Source organism: Nonomuraea sediminis (assembly GCF_018531495.1).
Lineage (GTDB): Bacteria > Actinomycetota > Actinomycetes > Streptosporangiales > Streptosporangiaceae > Nonomuraea > Nonomuraea sediminis.
Window position 1 is genome coordinate 351945 of the sequence record NZ_JAHDTI010000001.1, and the last position, 16107, is coordinate 368051.

13 protein-coding genes are annotated in these 16107 nt (G+C 71.9%); 4 read left to right on the top strand and 9 right to left on the bottom strand.

Going from position 1 to position 16107, the window contains the following annotated elements; genetic code table 11:
- Positions 1–56: 56 nt before the first annotated feature.
- Entirely contained in the window at positions 57–773 is a 717-nt protein-coding gene (locus KIK09_RS01530) for a response regulator transcription factor (protein WP_275955985.1), read from the top strand.
- Positions 770–2164, top strand: coding sequence for a sensor histidine kinase (locus KIK09_RS01535; RefSeq protein WP_214316782.1), 1395 nt, complete (start codon positions 770–772; stop codon positions 2162–2164). Before KIK09_RS01530 ends, KIK09_RS01535 begins: the two co-directional genes overlap by 4 nt.
- Here KIK09_RS01535 and KIK09_RS01540 read toward each other — a convergent pair.
- The gene (locus tag KIK09_RS01540; protein WP_214316783.1) at positions 2161–2601 is read right to left on the bottom strand and encodes a GlcG/HbpS family heme-binding protein; all 441 of its coding nucleotides are present in this window, start codon (positions 2599–2601) and stop codon (positions 2161–2163) included. The genes KIK09_RS01535 and KIK09_RS01540 overlap by 4 nt on opposite strands.
- A gap of 180 nt (positions 2602–2781) precedes the next feature.
- On the opposite strand from KIK09_RS01540, the gene KIK09_RS01545 reads away from it, so the two are divergent.
- A complete protein-coding gene (locus KIK09_RS01545) occupies positions 2782–4467 on the top strand; it encodes a PucR family transcriptional regulator (RefSeq protein ID WP_214316784.1) in 1686 nt (561 codons plus the stop codon).
- 216 nt (positions 4468–4683) lie between these two features.
- Here KIK09_RS01545 and KIK09_RS01550 read toward each other — a convergent pair whose 3' ends face one another.
- The 5 genes from KIK09_RS01550 to KIK09_RS01570 are packed head-to-tail and all read right to left on the bottom strand — an operon-like array spanning position 4684 to position 8688.
- Positions 4684–5037 carry a Rieske (2Fe-2S) protein gene (locus tag KIK09_RS01550; RefSeq protein ID WP_214316785.1) on the bottom strand — a complete coding sequence of 118 codons (354 nt, stop codon included), beginning with the start codon at positions 5035–5037 and terminating at the stop codon, positions 4684–4686.
- A gap of 11 nt (positions 5038–5048) precedes the next feature.
- A complete protein-coding gene (locus KIK09_RS01555) occupies positions 5049–6233 on the bottom strand; it encodes an NAD(P)/FAD-dependent oxidoreductase (protein WP_214316786.1) in 1185 nt (394 codons plus the stop codon).
- Positions 6234–6241: 8 nt separating this feature from the next.
- Positions 6242–6610: a Rieske (2Fe-2S) protein gene (locus KIK09_RS01560; RefSeq protein ID WP_214316787.1), complete on the bottom strand. Its 369-nt coding sequence runs from the start codon at positions 6608–6610 to the stop codon at positions 6242–6244.
- Positions 6607–7302, bottom strand: coding sequence for an iron-containing redox enzyme family protein (locus KIK09_RS01565; protein WP_214316788.1), 696 nt, complete (start codon positions 7300–7302; stop codon positions 6607–6609). Before KIK09_RS01565 ends, KIK09_RS01560 begins: the two co-directional genes overlap by 4 nt.
- A gap of 9 nt (positions 7303–7311) precedes the next feature.
- The gene (locus KIK09_RS01570) at positions 7312–8688 is read right to left on the bottom strand and encodes an aldehyde dehydrogenase family protein (protein WP_214316789.1); all 1377 of its coding nucleotides are present in this window, start codon (positions 8686–8688) and stop codon (positions 7312–7314) included.
- 314 nt (positions 8689–9002) lie between these two features.
- Between KIK09_RS01570 and KIK09_RS01575 the strand changes: the two genes are divergently transcribed.
- Entirely contained in the window at positions 9003–10562 is a 1560-nt protein-coding gene (locus KIK09_RS01575; RefSeq protein ID WP_214316790.1) for a hypothetical protein, read from the top strand.
- Here KIK09_RS01575 and KIK09_RS01580 read toward each other — a convergent pair.
- From KIK09_RS01580 to KIK09_RS01590, 3 genes are all read right to left on the bottom strand, one after another.
- Positions 10559–11482, bottom strand: a complete 924-nt coding sequence (locus tag KIK09_RS01580) for a hypothetical protein (RefSeq protein WP_214316791.1) — start codon at positions 11480–11482, stop codon at positions 10559–10561. The two genes, KIK09_RS01575 and KIK09_RS01580, sit on opposite strands and share 4 nt — an antisense overlap.
- Complete coding sequence (locus KIK09_RS01585) at positions 11479–15387, bottom strand: hypothetical protein (protein ID WP_214316792.1); 3909 nt, start codon at positions 15385–15387, stop codon at positions 11479–11481. The genes KIK09_RS01580 and KIK09_RS01585 overlap by 4 nt, the downstream gene beginning before the upstream one ends.
- A 180-nt stretch (positions 15388–15567) precedes the next feature.
- Positions 15568–16065 carry a methyltransferase family protein gene (locus KIK09_RS01590; RefSeq protein ID WP_214316793.1) on the bottom strand — a complete coding sequence of 166 codons (498 nt, stop codon included), beginning with the start codon at positions 16063–16065 and terminating at the stop codon, positions 15568–15570.
- Positions 16066–16107 lie beyond the last annotated feature (42 nt).

The window sequence follows — 16107 nt, forward strand, 5'->3', positions numbered from 1 at the left end:
TATGAACGGGGGCACTTTTAGGCGATTCTCAGAAGCCGCCCATAGTCTGAATGGCGATGGTGGAACTGCTGCGACCCGATGGCGCCCCGATCAGGATCCTCGTCGTGGACGACGAGCCCGACCTGGTCGAGGTCCTGGACGGCGTGCTGCGCCAGGAGGGCTGGCACGTGGCCACCGCCGGGTGCGGCGCGGACGCGCTGCGGGCGGCGATCGAGTTCGGGCCGGACGCGGTGGTCCTGGACGTCATGCTGCCCGACATGGACGGCCTGCAGGTCATGCGCAGGCTGCGCGAGCGCGCCCCCGAGCTGTGCGTGCTGTTCCTGACCGCACGCGACGCCGTCGAGGACCGGGTGGCCGGGATCACCGCGGGCGGCGACGACTACGTCACCAAGCCGTTCAGCCTGGAGGAGGTGGTGGCCAGGCTGCGCGGGCTGCTGCGCAGGGCCGGCATGGCCCGTCCAGGCAACGGCGACCGGCTGGTGGTCGCGGACCTGGTGATGGACGAGGACGCCAGGGAGGTCACCAGGGCGGGCACGCTCGTCGACCTGACGCCCACCGAGTTCGAGCTGCTCAGGCTGCTCATGCTGAACCCGCGCCGGGTGCTCAGCAAGTCCAGGATCTTGGACGAGGTGTGGTCCTACGACTTCGGCGGCCAGGCGCACGTGGTCGAGCTGTACATCAGCTACCTCCGCAAGAAGATCGACGCCGGCCGCCCGCCGCTGATCCACACCGTGCGCGGCGTCGGCTACGTGCTCAAGCCGCCACCGCCATGAGGCACACGCTGCGCTGGCGGCTCGTCGCCGGTGTGCTCGCGCTGCTGGCCGCGGCCTGCCTGGCGGTGGGCGTGGCCTCTTCGCTGTTCACGCAGCACCTGCTGGTGGCGCGGGTCGACGCCCAGCTGGTCAGCGCGGGCGTCCGCTTCGCCACCAGTCTCGAACACGAGGAGCCGGGAGAGCTCGGGGACACGCGCGGCCAGATCCCGGGCACGTTCGGCGCCAGGCTGCTGAACGGCCGGGTCACGAAGGCCGGCGTGGTGACAGGCAATGCCGGTCTCGGCTCCACGCTCAGCGCCGCGGATCAGGCGCTGCTCGCCTCCCTGCGCGCCGACGGCAACCCTCGTTCGATCGAGCTGTCGTCGCTGGACGAGTACCGGGTCAGGGCCATGCCGGGCAAGGACGGCGACGTGCTGATCACCGGGCTGCCGCTTGAAGAGGTGGAGCGGACGCTGCGCCGGCTGCAGCTGGTCGAGCTGGCCCTGTTCGGCGGGGCGCTGCTGGTCACAGGCGTGGCCGGCTTTTTCTGGGTACGGCTGGCGCTGCGCCCCCTGGACCGCGTGGCGGCCACCGCCCGCAGCGTCAGCGAGCTGCCGCTGGCCAGCGGTGAGGTGACGCTGGCCGAGCGGGTTCCCGACGCCGACCCGCGGTCCGAGATCGGCCAGGTCGCCGCGGCCTTCAACCGGATGCTCGGCCACGTCGAGGACGCGCTGGCTCAGCGGCACCGGGGTGAGCAGCGCCTGCGCTCGTTCGCGGCCGACGCCAGCCACGAACTGCGCTCTCCGCTGGCCGCCATCCTCGGGCACGCGCAGCTCGCGCTGCGCCGCGACGACCTGTCCGCCGACGTACGGCACGCCCTGGGTCGCATCCGCTCGGAGTCGGGGCGGATGACGGAGCTGGTGGAGGACCTCCTGCTGCTGGCCAGGCTCGACGCAGGCAGGCCGCTGGCGCGCGAGGAGGTGGACCTGACCCGGCTGGCCGTCGAGGCGGCCGGGGACGCCCAGGTCGCCGGGCCGTCCCACGTGTGGCGGCTGGACCTGCCCGAGTCCCCCGTGACGGTGTGCGGTGATCCCGGCAGGCTGCGGCAGGTGGTGGTGAACCTGCTGGCCAACGCCCGTGTCCACACACCGCCGGGCACGACGGTCACGCTGGCCGTGGCGCGCGCGGACGGGCGGGCGGAGGTCCGCGTCACCGACACCGGGCCGGGAATCGCGCCGGACGTCGACGTCTTCGAGCGCTTCTCCCGGACCGACCGCGGCAGGTCCCGCGCGTCCGGCGGGACCGGGCTCGGACTGGCGATCGTGCGGGCCGTGGTCTCGGCCCACCAGGGGACGGTGGACGTGGACAGCCGCCCTGGCCACACCTGTTTCCGGGTCCGCCTGCCCGCCTAACCGGCGATCTTCTTCTGGAACGCTCTGAGGGCGGCGGCGCCGACCGCCTTGTCCTGGTCCCCGGTGCCGCCGCTCACCCCTACGGCACCCACCACCTGGCCGTCGTGCACGATCGGGAAGCCGCCCACGAAGATGGCGAACTTGCCGGGATGCATGTGGCTGATCCCGAAGGCCTCGTTCCCGGGGAGCGCCGGGCCGTCGGGCGGTTCGTTGAAGCGGTGGGTGTCGCGCTGGTGCCCAGCGGCGGTGAACGCCTTCGCCATCGCGATCTCCACGCCCGTCAGGCGGGCGCCGGTCATCCGGTGCAGGGCGATGGGATGCGCGCCGTCGTCGGCGATGCAGATCGTCTGCAGGACGCCGATCCTGGTGGCCTCCCGCTCGGCGGCCTCCAGCATCACCAGCGCGTCTTCGAGGGTCAAACGGTGCACGAGATGCATGTGTCACTCCAGGCTGGGTCGCGCAATCGACCCGGACAAATGGCCTATTGCGTAGGAAATCCAGGGAAAGCAGACTGGGGTGGGCTCCTTCCCGCTGCAGGCCGGCACCGTCAGTCTCCGAGGGACCCCGACCTCGGGCAATGGACAGAATGCCGAACCAGCGGGACAGGAATTGGGCACATGGCACAAGAGCACCATGACGGCATCGACTGCAACGGACGCGTCCCTCTCAGCACCCTGCTCGCGGAACCGCTGCTGCGTGGGCGGCTCATCGGCGGCCAGGCCGGGCTCGGCGGCACCGCCTCCTGGTGCCTGCCGCTGTCGGAGGTCGGCCCGCAGGACGGGCTCGACGGCGTGGTCGTCCACCTCCCGGCGGCCGTACTGTCCCCCGAGCTGATCACCGGGCTGGCCAGGCGGGAGGCGACCGCGCTGTTCGCCCATCCGGCCGGCGACGGGCCCGATCCCGACCTGTCGGCGGCTGGTTCCGCCGCCGACGCCGCGGGACTGCCGCTGCTGCTGCTCGGCCCCACCGCCGGCTACCGGGCCGTGGGGCGGCTGGTCGGGCAGAAGGCGCTCGCGCAGGCCTCGCACGTGCTCGAATACAGCAGCCGCGTGCACAGGGCGCTCGCGGAGGTGCTGGCCCGCGGCTCCGGCATCCCCGCCATGGCCAGGGCCATCGCGGGGCTGTCGCACGGTCCCGTGCTGGTCCTGGACGCCGACGGCGAGACACAGGCCTACGCGGGCTTCGACGGGCCTGCCCTCGACCCCGGCGCGATCGCCGAGGAACTGGCCGAGCGGCTGCCCGAACTCGGCCATGACGGCGTGGCCGAGCTCGACCTGACCCCTGAGGGGCCGCTGGTGCTGATCGCGCCGATCGTCGTGGGCGGAGACCTGTACGGCAGGCTCGTGCTGGTCGAGTCCGGGTCGCCACCCGACGAGCACGACCTGGCGCAGCACCGGGTGGTGGCCGAGCACGGCGCGACGCTGACGGGCTCGGAGATGCTGCGGCAGCGGTCGGTGCGGGCGGCCGAGGAGCGGGCCAGGGGCGACTTCCTGGAGTCGCTGGTGCACGGGCGGTTCGCCGATCCCCACGAGCTGGAGGCCAGGGCGCGGCACCACGGCTTCGACGTGGCGGGACGCTATGCCGTACATGTCGTGACAGCGCCGGCGCTGGTGCCGACGGGGCGCAGCGACCAGCGCAGGGCGGCCACCATCACGCGCGTCGCGCAGGGCGTCGAGCCGTCGGCCAACCGGTGGACCCTGGCGGCGGCCGTGGCCACGTTCGTGGTCGTGATCCGGCAGATCCCCGAGGGCGACCCGCTGTCCGAGCAGCAGGCGGTCACACACTTCGCGCAGCAGCTGCACCGCACGCTCGGGCCCCGGCTCGGCGACGACCTGCGGGTGACGTCGGGGCGTCCCGGCGACGGGGCGGCCGGGGTGGCGGCCAGCTACTACGAGGCGCGGGTGGCGATGGGGCTGGCCAGGCACACGGGCGCCGCGGCCGTGTGCGGGTACGACGACCTGCGGATCTACGCGGCGCTCAAGTCGGTGGCGGCCAGCGCGGAAGGGCAGGCGTTCGCGCGGGAGATCCTGGAGTCGCTGCGCCGGGTGCACAGCCAGACGGGGGACCTGGAGCAGGTGGTGATCGCCTACATCAAGTCGGCGGGCAACCTCAACGCCGCGGCCCGCACGCTCAAGCTGCACCGCAACACGATGCTCTACAAACTGGACCGCGCCTCACGGGCGCTGCGCATGGACATCCGCTCGGCGGACACCCAGTTCATGGTGTGGCTCGCCCACCACATCGATACCCTCGCCGCCGTGACCGGCGCCCTGACCGAAGAATTCACCCCACCCACCGCATAGCCCGTTGTCAGAGGTACGGCGGGCCGCCGCCACCGGCCGCCCGCCGTCATGGGCTCGCGGCCCGCGCCCGGCGCTTCCGGCGAGTCGATGCCACCTTCCCGCCGTCACGCCGCCCGGAACGCAGGTCCCACGGTCCCGTGCGCCGGGCGACGAGGAGGGGTGCGGCCCGCCGTACCTCAGGAAGACCCGCTGTGCCTCAGGGAGGTCGGGAAGGGGTCATCGGTGGGTTGGGCGGGCGCGGGGGCGGTCGTTGGTGGGGTTCGGGGGGAGGAGGACGAGGATCTCGCCGTTGTCCTCCTTGACCGGGTAGGTGCGGATCGGGCGGGTGGCCGGGGGTTGGATGGGCTCGCCCGTGTCGTAGTCGAAGACGCTGCCGTGGCAGGAGCAGCGCAGCCCGTCCTCCGTGGCGTGCCCGGACGACAGGAGGCAGTCGAGGTGGGTGCAGTAGTTGGACATGGCGTACACGCGCCCGCCCCACCGCGCCACCGCGAGCTCGACCTCCCCCACGAAGAAGCGCCGCACGATGCCGTCGGGCACCTGTCCCGACCGGGCCACCCGCTGGTAGTCCATGAGATTCCTCCTCACAACAGGTCGGTCAGGTCGACGTCCTCGTCGGCCAGCACCCGAGGGTCCGGTACGGCTGCCGCCGCGATGAGCTGCCGGGCGACCGCGATCTCGCCGCCCCGTTCCATCCCGAAGGCCGCCTCGAGGCGGCCTCCGCGAAGATAGAAGGCGACGAAGTCGTAGGTGTCGGGAGAGCCGCGCACGACCAGCTGGTCCCACTCCTCGCAGTGCCCGGTGTACTGCAGGTTGCGGTCGAACTGGTCCGACCAGAACCAGTGCGGCGCGCTGTACGGCGTGGCCCGCCCGAGCAGGTTCTTGGCCACCGCCGTCCCGTGCGCGCTCGCGTGGTCGAAGTGCTCCACCCGGACCTTCCGGCCGTAGAGCGGGTGGTGGTGACGGGCCACGTCGCCCGCCGCGTACACCCCTTCGACGCTGGTCAGCCCATACGGGTCGACCAGCACGCCGTCGTCGACGTCGAACCCGGCGAGCAGTTCGGTGTTGGGCCTCACGCCGACCCCCACGACCACGACGTCGCACTCGAAGACCTGGCCGTCGCCCGTGGTGACCCTGGCCCCGTCCGCGGTCTCGGCGTACCCGGTGACGGACACGCCGGTCCGCAGGTCGACGCCCGAGTCCCGCTGCAGCGCGCCGCACACCTGCCCCAGCCGGGCGCCCACGATTCGTTGCAGCGGGCTGCCCAGTCCTTCGAGCACGGTGACGGAGGCTCCCCTGCCGAGGGCCGTCGAGGCCACCTCCGAGCCGATGAACCCGGCCCCCACCACGACCACCCGCGCCCCGGGCACCAGGTCGGCCCGCAGCCGGTCGGCGTCGGCCACGGTGCGCAGGTAGCGGACCCGCTCCCCCGCCACGCCGGGCAGCGCGCGGGGGCGGGCCCCGGTGGTGATCACGAGCGCGTCGGCGGTCAGCACGGCGCTGCCGTCCAGCTCGACCTCGCGGCCCTTGACGGCGGCGGCGCGCGTGCCGAGCCGCAGCTCCACGTCGTTGGCCGCGCACCACTCCGCGCCGAGCAGCGCGAGCTCGTCCAGCCCCGCCTCGCCTGCCAGGTACTCCTTCGACAGGGGCGGCCGCTGGTACGGCGGGGCCGTCTCGTCGCCGACGACGATCAGGCCGCCGTCGTAGCCGAGGCGGCGCAGCGTCCTGGCGGTGACGGCGCCGCTCTGCCCGGCTCCCACGATGATCACGGACCGGATCACACGCTTCCCTCCCCCGAAACGGCGACCGCGGGCGCGGGAACCGCGGAGACCTTGCTGACGCGCGGGCGGGGATCGACGTAGATCACGTCGCCCTCGACCAGGACCGCGTAGGTGGGCTGGCACTCGGTCTGCCCCTCCGCCTGCCCGGTGACGGGGTCGAAGGACCACTGGTGCCCTGGGCAGATGACCCGGCCGTGGAGGATCGTCCCGTTGCTGAGCTGACGCTGCTTGTGCACGCACACGTCGCGCAGGGCGTAGACGGTCCCCTCGATCAGGAACAGCGCGACCTGCTGCCCGCCCACCTCGACGAGTTTGCGCCTGCGCCTGGTCAGCTCGCGCAGGGAGGCGGCCTCGACCCAGCTCATGACGACTTGACGTAGTAGTCGTAGAGGCTCTGGGTGTAGGAGAAGCGCATCTCGGCGCCCCACCGGCACATCTTCAGGCACCGCTGCTGCAATTCAGGGGTGTCGGCGTGGTCGAGCACGATCTGATATCCGCGCTCCCCGTGCACCTCGTCGGAGGTGATGTGCAGGTCGAAGAACTCGATCTCGTCCTCGGTGAATCCGTACACCTCGCGCAGCGGCACGATCTGCCTGCGGTAAATGCTCGGCACCTGCGATTCGAGGCCGACGACGAGCGCGGCGGTGGCGACCACGAAATGCTCGCGCATGGAGACCGCGTAGCACCACGACTGGAGTCCCCGGGTGATGGGATTCATGTTGTCGGGGTTCTCGACGCGTTCCCTGGTGGTGCCGCACGCCTCGGCGAATTTGATGAGCAGGTCGGTGTGCCTGATGTCGGCGAGTTCCTCCTCGTACATGTTCTGGAGTGTGAAGTCCTTGGCGCCGGTGAACTCGTCGGGCGTGTTGGCGTAGACGTAGGCGAGGTAGTCGGCGAAGGGCCCCACGTAGTGGTAGTGGTTCTCGGCCCAGCGGGCGAAGTGCTCCCGCTTGAGCCGGCCGTCGGCCCAGGCCTTGCTGAAGGAGGCGTTCTTGGCCTCGCGGCCCTTGATGGCGTCCTGCAGCGCCTGGCGGAACTCGTCCCTCGACAACAGCATGTCCGGCTCCTATTCCGAGAGGTAGACGGTCTTCTGGTGGGTGTAGAAGTGCATGAGCGCGGGCCCGGCCTGTTCCTTGAACGGCTGCTCGATCCCGCCGAAGGGCGCGTTCATCGCCATTCCCGTGGTCGGCTGGTTGACCTTCACCAGGCCGCTGCGGCTCCGCCTGGCGAACTCCAGCGCCCGCCCGAGGTCGCGGGTGACGATCCCGGCGGCCAGCCCGTAGTCGGTGCCGTTGGCCAGCGCGATCGCCTCGTCGAGGTCCGCGGCCCGCTGGAAGGCCAGCACCGGGCCGAAGATCTCCTCCCGCGCCAGCCGCATCCCCGGCGTGACCTCCGCGAAGATCGCGGGCGTGACGAAGAACCCCTTGCCGTCGCGGCGCCGCCCACCTGAGACCAGCCGCGCGCCCTCCTCCTGGCCGGCGCGGACGTACTCCAGGGTCTTGCGGAGCTGGAAATCGGCCGCGAGCGGGCCCATCTCGTGCTCCTCCGCGAGCTTGACCACGCGCTCGAGCAGCGGGTCGTGCACCGGCGGCGGCGCGATCACCCGGCTGGTGCCGGTGCACGCCTGTCCCGACAGCCCGAAGGCGCCCTTCACGATCAGGCGGGCGGCCCTGTCCAGGTCGGCGTCGGGCAGGACCACCACCGGGTTCTTGCCGCCCATCTCCAGCTGCGCCCGCCGCTCCGGCCCCACCCTGCGATGGATGTCGCGTCCCGCCGCGGTGGAGCCGGTGAACGTCACCGCGCCGACGCGCGGGTCGTCGGCGAGCGCGGCGCCCGGCTCGGCTCCGCCGTGCACGAGCGCGAGCGCCACGGGTGGCACTCCGGCGGCGAGCAGCGCCTCGACCAGGCGCTGCGCCATCAGCGGCGTCACCGGCGACGGCTTGAACACCACGCCGTTGCCCGCGGCCAGCGCCGGTCCGAGCTTGCGGGAGGGGATGTTGAGCGGGAAGTTCCATGGCGTGATCGCGGCCACCACGCCCACGGGCTCGCGCCAGGTGTAGACGAGCGTGGCGTCGGCCTGGTAGGTCTCGCCGCCGACGCGGTGCGCCTCGGCGGCGTAGAAGCGCAGGTTGAGCGGGGTTCGCGAGGTCTCCATGGCGGCCTCGGCGGGCGTCTTGCCCTCTTCCCTGACCAGTTCGGCGGTCAGGTCGGCCCGCCGTACCTCCAGCAGTTCGGCCGCCCTGACCAGCACGCGCGCCCGCTCGTCGGCGGGGGCGGCGGCCCAGGCGCCCGCTCCCTCGGCGACCGCGCCGAGGGCCGCGGCCACGTCCGCGCGGCCCGACTGCGGGAACTCGCCGATGACGTCGTCGGGGTCGGCCGGGTTGCGACTGGCGAAGGTCTCGCCGGACAGCGCGGGCACCCACTGCCCTCCGATGAGGTTCACGTTTCCTCCTGTACGGCTGCCGCCACGATCTCGACCTCGACCGGCGCCCCACCCGGCAGCGCGCGAACACGGTATTCGCCTTGAGGTCGTCGCACGGGGCCAGTCTCGGCGCCGACGCAGGAACCCGGATATGGGAAATGTGCCGCACCTGGCGCGGAGAACATGGGCGCTGTGCACATTCGCTGGAAAGGCGACGCGGGTTACTGGCAGGCTGCACAAACGACCCGCCGCCTAATGTGCAGTTTTCTCATTGTTCACCGAACGTGGACCGAGCAGATTCTGTGCATCTCCGCCCGTCAAGAAAGGGAGGTGCCATGAACCTGGGTGCCGCTCACTGGATCTATCTGGCCGGAATAGTAGTGATCATCGCGGTCATGATCATGCGGAAGAACATCGTCATCCCCGCGGTGGCGGCCACGTTCTTCACCGCCTGGGCGTTCACGGGCGACCTCGTCAAGGGGCTGCAGTCGATCTTCGGGGCGAGCCTGACGGCGGCGGCCGAGCTGTTCAACATCTTCCTCATCATCGCGCTGGTGACGGCGCTGCTCGGGGCGCTGAAGGCGATCGGGGCAGACCAGCGGATGATCGAGCCGTTCCGCACGGTGATGCGCAACGGTCACGCGGCGTTCTGGGTGATCGCCGGCGTGACGTACGTCATCAGCCTGTTCTTCTGGCCGACTCCCGCGGTGCCGCTCATCGGGGCGATCCTGCTGCCGGTGGCGATCAGGGCCGGGCTGCCGCCGCTGGCCGCGGGCCTGTCGGTGGCGATCGCGGGCCAGGGGATGGCGCTGTCCAGCGACTACGTCATGCAGGTCGCGCCGGGCCTGTCGGCCAAGGCGGCGGGGGTGGGGACGACCGTGGTGGCCGACCGGGCGATGGTGCTGTCGCTGATCGTCGGGGTCATCGCGCTGGTGCTCGGGTACCTCATGACCCGCCGCACCATCCAGGCGCCCAGCGTCGACCACCTGCTGGCCTGGGAGGGTACGGCGAGCTCGGGCCTGGCCGCGGCTCCGCGCACCACCGGCACCCGCAAGGGCCGCACAGCGGCGCAGGCCGCCACGGCCGAGGGCGGGACCGGTTCCGTGGACGGCGGGCAGGGCGTGGCGACCGCGGTCGCCACGGACGAGGACGACGAGCCGATGGAAGCGGGCGGGACCCGGCGGGCCGTGGCGCGGTCGAAGGCGTTCGCGGTGATCGTGCCGGTGACGTTCGCGGCCCTGGTGGCGTACATGCTGCTCGGCAAGTTCACCGACCTGGTGCCCGACACCATCGGCGGGCAGGCGGCGGCGCTGGTGGGCGGGGTGGTGGCGGTGCTGCTGCTGTTCGCCACGCTGGTGACCGACGGGCGGCGGAGCCTGGAGACGTGCGCCGAGCACGTGGTGGACGGGCTGGTGTTCTCGGTGAAGGCGATGGGCATCGTGCTGCCGATCGCGGGCTTCTTCTTCATCGGCAACGCCGACTTCGCCGCCAGGATCATGGGGCTCGAGGAGGGCGCCAAGGCGCCGAACTTCCTGTTCGACCTGGTGAGCGCCGCCCAGCAGGGCATCCCGCACAACTCGTTCCTGATGGCGTTCGGGATCCTGATCGTGGGCGTGATCACCGGGCTCGACGGTTCCGGGTTCGCCGGGCTGCCGCTGACCGGGTCGCTGTCCGGGGCGCTCGGACCGGCGGTCGGCATGGACCCGGCCACGCTGGCGGCGGTCGGGCAGATGGGCTGCGTGTGGTCGGGCGGCGGCGTGCTGATCGCGTGGTCGTCGCTGATCGCGGTGGCCGGGTTCGCCCGGGTGCCGGTGCTCGACCTGGCCAGGAAGGCGTTCGTCCCGGTGATCGCGGGCCTGGTCGCCGCGACGCTGTTCGCGGTGATCGTCTTCTAGCGGAGCTCCAGGATCCGCTTGCCGCTCAGGGCCCACACCCGCCCGCCGCCGTCGGCGAGCGCGGTGATGGGCCTCGGCGGCGTGTTGCGCAGCCACCGCCCGCCCGTCTGCCGCAGCAGGTTCCCGTTGGCCGCCCAGATCCGGCCGTCATGCCGGACGAGGGAGGTGATGGGCGCCGACCTGAGCGCGACGGGCGCCCACCTGGCACCGTCCCACCGGTAGAGCAGCGGGGTTTCCGTGTTGTTCGCGCCGGCGGCCCAGACCTCGGTCGGCGACATCGCCAGCACCGTGGTCAGCTCGTGGGTGCCGTCGCCGGCGACGGGCGGCACCGGCACGCGGGTCCAGGCCCGGCCGTCGAAGTGGACGGCGGCGGGCTGCGTGGATCCGTCCCCTTCGTAGCCGACCGCCCAGATGTCGTTCTCGGCCAGGGCGTCGGCGGCCTCCACCTCGATCGGCACGTCGAAGCGCCGCTTTCCGGCCCCCTCGAACAGGTAGGCGTGCTTCGGGGTGAACGCCCACGCCTTGTCCGCGCCCACGGCGACGGCCTCGGTGGCGCCGCGCAGCCCCAGGAAGCGCCACCGGTGGCCGTCGTAGCGCAGCAGCCCGTCGTCGCCGTTCTCGTAGTCCTGCGCGACGACCCACACGTTGTCCGGGCCGGCGGCGTCGACCTTGACCAGGTCGAGCCAGGCGCCCTTCTTCGGCAGGACCTGGCGCCGCCAGGCGAGGCCGTCCCAGCGCACCAGCACCGAGTAGTGCCCGTCGGTGCCCCACTGGTTCTCGCCCACCGCCCAGGCGTGCCGGGCGTCGGTGGCGGCGATGTCCTGGAAGCGGGTGCCGTGGTCGAGGTCGAGCCAGGGGTGGGGCGGCTCGGTGTAGGCCACCTGCCACGACAGCAGCAGCGACAGCGCCAGCGCGATCATCGCTTCACACTAGTGGCGCAGTGGCCGGCGTTCACCCCCGCCACCCGCCAGTCGGCCCCGGGGAAGGGCGACATGAAGTGGGTCAGCAGGTCCACCGCGTAGCCGGGCACCTGGCCGCCGGGGTCGAGCAGGGAGACCATCTGCGGCCCGTCCGCCCCGCGCAGCGAGATCGAGTTCGTGCCCTGGCCGGCCGCGTACCCCGGCTTGGCGTCCACGGTCAGGCAGGCCAGCTGGATCCCGGCCGCGCGGATCGCCTGCTTGCTGCCGATGCGCCGCATCCGCTGGTCGTAACGGCGCAGCGACAGCGAGGTGACGGGCCCGAGCCGCATCGAGTCGCGGAAGAGATCCTCGCCCAGCTTGCGCGACAGCTTCACGTCGAGCCGGACGTCGGGCCGCAGGTCCACGCCGTTCGCGCCGATGTCGATCCGGTCGTAGTTCCCCTCGAAGCCGGGCGCGACGAAGCCGAGCGCGGGCGGCGCCTTCATGCCGAACGGGACCTTGCCCGGCCGGATCTTCAGCCAGGACAGCTTCCGCACGGCGAACGACACGTCCTCGACCTTGCTCGGCCCGAGCCCGAAGTCGCCGCCGACCTGGTAGGACAGGAATCCGCTCGTGTAGGGGACGTCCTTGCTGACGGCGATCCGCTGCCGCGGCACGCCGTCCACGCGCAGCCCGGCGTGCAGCTCGACCCTCCCGGTCGGCACCGGCTTGGACACCAGGTCGATGGACTGGTCGGGGTTGAGCCTGACCGTGGTGTCGGCCGCCAGGTCCTTGACCGCGAGCGACACGTCGCCCAGCCGTCCCGACCTGTCGATCAGCCCGCCGTCGACGCCCAGGTACCCGTCGAGCGTGTTGACCCCGCCCGGCGCGTGGTAGGTGACGGCGGGCACGCGCAGCGCGCCGCCGGTGGCGTCGGCGTCCACGCCGAACGTGGCGGGCACGTCGGTGAAGCGCGCCTCGCCGCTGCCCTGCCCGTCCACGGTCAGCTTGGCGTCCAGCCGCTTGACCGCCGCCGAGTTGGTCACCCTGATCCTGGTCTGCGGCCCGTAGGTTCCCTGGACGGCGACCGCCGCGGGAACCGGGTTGATCGACACGCGCCCGCGCAGGGCGCCCGCGTCGGCCTGCAGGTCGAGCGACCCGAGCGTGGCGGCCGGCTGGATCTGGTAGCCGGCGTTGACGGCGTTGCCCGCCACGTCGAACGGCCCGAGCGACAGCTTGGTGATCGTGGCGGGCAGGCCGGTGAGCGTGGCCTTGGCCTTGATCGGCACCGGCGCCAGGACGGAGCTGGCCAGGTACACGCCTAGCCTTCGCTGCTTGGGCCGGAACCCGGCGAAGGTGAACGTCTTCTTGGCCACGTCCACCGTGACCTGGTCGGGCAGCCCGCTCACGTCGAGGTAGCCCTGGATGCCGAAGCAGCCGCGGCCCGCCGTACAGAACGGGCCCTGATCGGCGCAGCCGGGGCAGGCGCCGTCGATCAGCGAGATGCCTCCCGCGACGGCGGGGGCGGGCTGCATCCTGGCGAGCGCGGCGCTCTTGCCGAGCCAGGCGCGGCCCTTCAGGTCCAGGTTCGGGCCCGAGTAGGTGAAGGCGCCGTTGGCGGCGCCGACGGCCAGCTTGCCGGGGACGGGGCCGAGCCGGCCGAGCACGCCGAAGCGCAGGTCACCCTGGGTGAGGTCGGCGTCGAGCGCGAGCGTCTGCCTGGCGGCGCCGAAGTCGGCGGTGAAGCCCTGCTCGGCAGGGGCGAACTCGACCGACTTCAGGCCCTTGACCTGCACGCTGGCGTCCAGGTCACCGGAGGCCTGGTCGTAGTGGGCGGCCAGGTGCGGGCCCGCGGGGGCCTTGGCGCCGTCGTGGTTGGTGAAGGCCACCGACGCCGACCCGAGCGGGCCGGACAGGCCGCGGAAGCGGTAGCCGGAGGCGCCCCACGAGGCGTCGAAGCGGGCGGGCACGCCGGTCACGTGCGCGGCCGCGCGCAGGTAGCGGCCCTGGTACTTGGCTCTGGCCAGCGCGTCGACCGAGTCGACCGGCGCGGAGGAGTCCCAGGTCAGCGTCTTGGCGGTGGTGTCGGCGACCAGTTCGAGGTGCTTGGTGACGCCCTCGACGGTCGCCTTGAGGTCCTCGCCCTGCGGCGTGGTCACGTAGTCCTTGTTGGCGTAGATCCCGACCTGGCGCAGCTTGGAGGAGGTGTCCACGGTCACGGTCGAGCGGGCGCCCAGCTCCCACGCGGCCTTGACGTCGTCGTGCACGCCGAGCACGGTGCCGTCGATGGTGGGGCCGGTCTTGAGGTTGGCGTAGGCGGCGCGCAGCTTGGAGATCACGCCGCTGGCCTGGTAGATGGCCTTCCTGGCCGCGGGGTCGAGGGTGACGTCGACCTTGGCGGGGGTGTTGGAGATCTCCAGCCTGGCCAGGTGGGTGCCGTCGATGCTGGCCGCGCCGAGGAACGACCTGCCGTTCGAATCGACCTCCAGGTGGGCGTGCGGGGCGGCGCCGTACGTCACGTCGAAGCCGGACAGGCCCGACAGCAGGCCTGAGACGCCGACCGCGTCACCGTTCTTGATCATGGTGACGTGGCCGCCGCGGGGGCTGGAGATGGCGCCCTCGTTGCGCTGCAGGATGACCGCGAAGCGGCCGATGGCCGAGCTGGTGGTGTGCGTGACCCGGTGCGCCGCCAGGTCGTTGACCAGGCGGACCTTGGCCGGCAGGTCGCTCAGCTCGGCGCGCAGGACGGTCTTGTCCGCGGCGCGGTCGAAGTAGAGGATCCTGGCCGTCCCCGCGCCCGACCGGTCGGAGTCGACGGTCAGCACCTGCTTGCCCCCGGACGTGCCGTACTTGGCGGTGAAGGTCGCCGGCACGTGCTCGAGCGAGACGCTGGCGACCCGGGCGAGCTCGCCGTCGCGGTAGACGTAGTTGTGCAGCTGCGCCTGCTTGATCGAGGAGTGGCCCTCGAAGCGGATCCGGGCCGAGCCGTCCTTGCCCCGGTCCAGCTCGACGCGCGCCTTGGTGGGCATCCGGTCGAGTACCGCCTGGGTGAACTGCCGGGAGCTGACCGCGAGCGCGTCCAGCCGGGAGGGCGCCGAGCTGATCACGTCGAGCCTGGGACGGTCGAGATCGGCGGAGACCGTGAACTTCTCGGCGGCAGGCGACTGGCGCAGGCTCATCACGGTCTTGCCGATCAGCCCGGCGATCACGGCCGCCGACGCGGCCGGGCCGGTCCGTTTGACGCTCGCCTTGACCTTCTTGCCGGCCAGGTCGACCGTGAACGACCCCCAGTCCATCTCCGACAGGCCGGCGCCGCGGTTGAGCCCGTCGAATCCGACGGCCACCTTGCCGTCGTACTCGGCCCAGACCTGCGCCTTCAGCGCGGCGTCGCTGCCCGGCAGCCGCCTGACCGCGAAGCCGAGCCCCACCTCGCCGTCGGCAGGGCTGGCGGTGGGCACCAGGTCGGCGGCCACGTCCGCGTCGCCGTCGCCGGTGACGTCGGCGATGACGGGCACGGCCACCGGCTGCGTGATCGAGCAGGAGACCTGCTGGTCGGCGTTCTGCACGCACAGCCGGTAGGTCAGCGGCCCCGCGGCCTTGCCCAGCGCCTCGAACGACTTGACCACCGAGGCCAGCGGCTTGCCCAGCGTCAGCGGCTCCGCCTGGGCGGTGTCCGGCAGCAGCCGGTCCAGCTTCTGCCGCCTGGCGTCCGCTTCCTTGGCGATCTGGTCGATCAGCTGCGGTCCTGCCGGGATCGTCACCTCCGGCGCCTGCGGCCCGACCTTCTCCTCCCCCGAAGGTCTGGCCGCCAGTGACGCCTCCAGCGGCACGTTCACCGCCGCGGGCGCGGGCTGCTGTACGGCGGGCGCGGCGGTGATCGCCGGTTGCCCCGGTTCCGCAGCCTGCGCGGCAGCGGGCACCGCCACAAGGGCCGTGCTGGTCAAAAAGGCGGATATGGACACGCGACCTAGGGCGTGCCATGAAAACCGCAACATGGAGCGCTCTCCCCCGAAGCGGTCTGAATCATCCCATCAGAAACATAGGGCCCGAGCCGACCATAGTTCTCACAAGCCGTCAACTTGGATCCGACATGGGACCCCCAATGGTCACCGGCTGATACGGGGCCACCATCCGGGGACGGTCCGCACGTACTCTTCGTAATCGGCTCCGAACGTCCTGCGCAGGTGCGGCTCCTCGTACCAGCGCACGAACGAGACCACGGGCACGGCCACGATCACGAAGTAGAGCAGCAGCCGCGGATCGCCGAACAGGAGCGCCTGCCCGATGATCGCCGCGAGGATCGACACGTACATCGGGTTGCGGACGTAGCGGTAGACCCCGCCCACGACCAGCTTCTCCGGCGGGGCCAGCGGCATCGGCGTGCCGAACCCCTCGGCCACGAACCGTACGAACGCACGCACCAGGAACGACAGCCCCGCCAGCGCGAGCAGCCCACCGGCGATCCGCAGCGGCACCATCGCCCATCCGGCCAGCGGGTCCTGGAACTCCCAGTGCGTGATCAGCCACGGGACGAGCACGGCCACCGTCCCTGGCGCGGCGGCGAAGAAGAGGGTGGAGCCGATGGCCGCGGGGGTTCTGCGCATGACGCCTCCCGAAGGAATTCATCTAGCGATGAGTTTAATCCT